This is a genomic window from Streptomyces sp. NPDC059037, assembly GCF_042740015.1.
GTDB lineage: Bacteria > Actinomycetota > Actinomycetes > Streptomycetales > Streptomycetaceae > Streptomyces.
In genome coordinates this window covers 1-3,700 of the sequence record NZ_JBHYIG010000007.1, presented here as the reverse complement: position 1 = coordinate 3,700, position 3,700 = coordinate 1, and the positions used below count along the sequence as shown (strand labels likewise).

The window sequence follows — 3,700 nt, the reverse complement described above, 5'->3', positions numbered from 1 at the left end:
GCCAAACGTCGCGACCGCGTCCGCGCCCGGGCCAGATATCGCACCCGCACCCCCGCCCGGGCCAAACGTCGAGCCCGCGCCCCCGCCGGGGCCAAACGTCGATCCCATACCCCCGCCGGGGCCAAGCATCGAACCCGTACTCCCGCCAGAGCCAAACGTCGCGACCGCGTCCGCGCCCGGGCCAGATATCGCACCCGCACCCCCGCCCGGGCCAAACGTCGAGCCCGCGCCCCCGCCGGGGCCAAGCATCGAACCCGCACCCCCGCCAGAGCCAAGCGTCGCGACCGCGTCCGCGCCAGATATCGCACCCGCACCCCCGCCCGGGCCAAACGTCGAGCCCGCGCCGCCGCCCGGGCCAAGCGTCACGCCCGCACCCCCGCCCAGGCCAGGCATCGCACCCGCACCCCCGCCCGGGCCAAACGTCACGCCCGCACCCCCGCCCAGGCCAAACGTCGAGCCCGCACCCCCGCCCGGGCCAAACGTCACGCCCGCACCCCCTCCGGGGCCAAGCGTCACGCCCGTACCCCCGCCCGGGCCAGGCATCGCACCCGCACCCCCGCCAGAGCCAAACGTCACGCCCGCACCCCCGCCAGGGATTCCCGGGGCTTTGCACACCGCTTCGGCGGATTGGAGGGTGAATCCGCCGCTGAAGACCGACAGTTGGCGCAGCACGGACTGCTCGTCCGGGGTCAGCAGTTCCCAGCTCCAGTCGATCATCGCGCGCAGGGTGCGCTGGCGGGCCGGGGCGTCGCGGCGGGACTGGTTCAGGAGGCGGAATCGGTCGTGCAGGCGGTCGGCGAGGGCGTGTACGCCGAGGGCGCGTACGCGGGTGGCGGCCAGTTCGACGGCGAGCGGGATGCCGTCGAGGCGCCGGCAGATGAGGGCGGCGTCAGCGGTGTTCTCCGCGGACAGTACGAAGCCGGGGGCCGTGGCCGCGGCCCGCGCAGCGAACAGCTCCAGGGCCTCGTCCTCGCCGAGGGGTGCGACGGCCTCCAGGGTCTCGCCGGCCATGGCGAGGGGTTCCTGGCTGGTGGCGAGGACACGCAGACCCGGGGCATGCCGCAGCAGTTGGTCGAGGAGAGCGGCGACTTCGTCGAGGACGTGCTCGCAGTTGTCGAGCACGAGAAGCAGCCGCCGAGGGGCGAGCGCCTTGGCGAGCACCAGCGCGAGAGGGCCGCTGGGGGCGGCCGAGCTCAGCGCTCCCGGAGCACCGCCGCCCGCGCTCCCCGGCTCCTCGTCCCGGATGACCGAAGCGTCGTCGCGGACACCCAGCGCGGCGGCCACCGTCTCGGCCACTCCGGTCCTCGTGCCGGCCAGCTCCGCCAGCCACACGCCGTCGGTGAAGCCCTCAGCCAAGTGTTCCGTGAGGCCCGCCGCCGCCTCCAGTGCGAGACGGGTCTTGCCCACACCGCCGGGGCCCGTGAGGGTGACCAGGCGGTTCACACCGAGGAGTTGGTGTACGCGGGCCACCGCCGTCTCCCGGCCGATCAATGCCGTCACGGGCGCGGGGAGATTCGTGAGGGGGTGCGCAGGAGAAGGAGGTGCCGGTGTGGACAGATCGGGGGACTGGCGGAGCATCGCGCCGTGGAGGGCGGTCAGTTCCGCACCGGGGTCGATGCCCAGGTCGTCGGCCAGGCGTTCGCGCAGGTCACGGTAGGTCTCCAGGGCCTCCGTCTGGCGCCCCGCACGGTAGAGAGCGCGCATGTAGGCACCCCGCAGCCGTTCACGCAGCGGCTGTTCGGCCACCAGGTCGGCCAACTCATCGGCCAGCGCGCCCAGTTCGGCAGGTCCTGCCAGGTCCAGAAGGAGCTCGGCCCGTATCTCCTGGGCCGTCAGGCGCTGTTCCTCAAGACGCGCCACCGCCGCCCGCGCGAAGCCCGCGTCCCGGAAGTCCGCGTAGGCCTGTCCCCGCCACAGCGCCAGCGCCTCCGAGAGCCACTTCACCTTCGTACGAGAATCCGCAGGCGAACCCGTACGAGAATCCGTAGGCGGCTCGGCAGCGTCGTACGCCAAAGCGGTCAGCGCGGTGAACCTGCCCGCGTCCGTCGACTCCGCGGCCACCCGCAGCACGTACCCGGACGGCCCGTACGCCACCAGCTCCCGCGCGCCCGGCTCCGCCTTCTCCAGGGCCCGGCGCAGCTGGGAGACCTTGGTCTGCAGGGAGTTGGCGGGGTTGCCCGGCAGGCGATCGCCCCACAGGTCGTCGATCAGCACGTCCGCCGGGACCGGCCGCCCCTCGTGGAGCAGGAGATTCGCGAGCAGCGCACGGACCTTCGGCTCGGGAACCGGGACGGCCGCCCCGCCCTCCGTGCGCACCACCAGCGGGCCCAGCACCTCGAATCGCATGCCACAACGGTAATGCGGGCCCGCGGCAAAGCGATCACCAGCCGCACCCGGCGCCCGTGCGCGAGCCGTCAGCCCCCGTGCGTGCACCGTCAGCGTTCCGTGCGCGGCCCCCGGCACGGTAGTCCCATCACCGCAGCACAACACCAAACACCGAACAACGAACAACGAATACCAAACACCGAACGCCGAACACCGAGAGAGAGAACGCCACCATGACCAGCAACACGAACCCCACCACCTCCCGCGAAATCCGCCTCGCCGCCCGCCCCACCGGCGAACCCTCCCCCGCCGACTTCGAGTTGGTCACCACCGGCATCCCCGAGCCCGCCGAGGGCCAGATCCTCGTACGTAACACCTGGATGTCCGTGGACCCGTACATGCGGGGCCGCATGGACGACGCCCCCTCCTACATCGCGCCCTTCGCCCTCGGCGCCGCCCTCGAAGGCAGTGCCATAGGCGAGGTCGTCGCGTCCAGGGCGCCCGGCATCGCGGTGGGCGCGAGCGTCTCGCACTTCCTCGGCTGGCGGGAGTACGCCGTGGTGGACGCGGCGGCGGCCACCGTCATCGACACCTCGCTCGCCCCCGAGGCCGCCTACCTCGGCCCGCTCGGCACCACTGGCCTGACCGCGTACGCCGCGCTCACCCGCACCGCACCGGTCCGTGAGGGCGACGTCGTCTTCATCTCGGCGGCCGCCGGCGCGGTCGGCAGCGTCGCGGGACAGCTGGCCCGCGAGCTCGGGGCCTCCCGTGTGATCGGCTCGGCGGGCGGACCGGCGAAGACCAAGAAGCTGCTCGACACGTTCGGGTACGACGCGGCCATCGACTACCGCCAGGGCGGCATCTCGCAGCAGCTCGCCCAGGCCGCCCCCGACGGCATCGACGTCTACCTGGACTCGGTCGGCGGCGACCATCTCGAAGCCGCCATCGGCGCCATCCGCACCGGCGGCCGCATCGCCCTGGTGGGCGCCATCAGCGGCTACAACACCACCGAACCGGCGCCGGGTCCGAACAACCTCTTCCGTGCCGCCACCCATGAGGCGACCCTGCGCGGCATGCTCGTCAGCAGCCACTTCGATCTGTTCCCCGAGTGGATCGGCAAGGCCGCGGGGCTGCTCGCCGACGGCACCCTGCGCACCGAACAGACCGTCGTCGAGGGCATCGAGCAGGCACCCGACGCCTTCCTCGGTGTGCTGCGCGGCGCCAACACCGGCAAGATGCTCGTCCGCCTGGGGTGATCCGGGGGGGGGAGGACCGGCGGGGATCAGCGCTTGACGCCGACCCCGCCGAACATGGCCACGTCCTCAAGGCCGGACGCCGCATCCGCCTCAGGGCGCCAGCGGTTGCACGACACCAC

The 3,700-nt window shown here is 72.9% G+C and carries 2 protein-coding genes; one reads left to right on the top strand and one right to left on the bottom strand.

The features are described from left to right. Nucleotides 1-2,346, bottom strand: a 2,346-nt coding sequence (locus ACFWY6_RS02775) for a BTAD domain-containing putative transcriptional regulator (RefSeq protein WP_384685664.1), incomplete at its 3' end; no start/stop codon positions are given. Between the two features lie 212 nt (nt 2,347-2,558). On the opposite strand from ACFWY6_RS02775, the gene ACFWY6_RS02770 reads away from it, so the two are divergent. Further along, nucleotides 2,559-3,581, top strand: coding sequence for an NADP-dependent oxidoreductase (locus ACFWY6_RS02770; protein WP_384685661.1), 1,023 nt, complete (start codon nt 2,559-2,561; stop codon nt 3,579-3,581). Nucleotides 3,582-3,700: the final 119 nt, after the last annotated feature.

Coding starts and splice junctions, on each gene's coding strand:
- ACFWY6_RS02770 (WP_384685661.1), top strand. CDS start 2,559: ATGACCAGCAACACGAACCCCACCACCTCCCGCGAAATCCGCCTCGCC.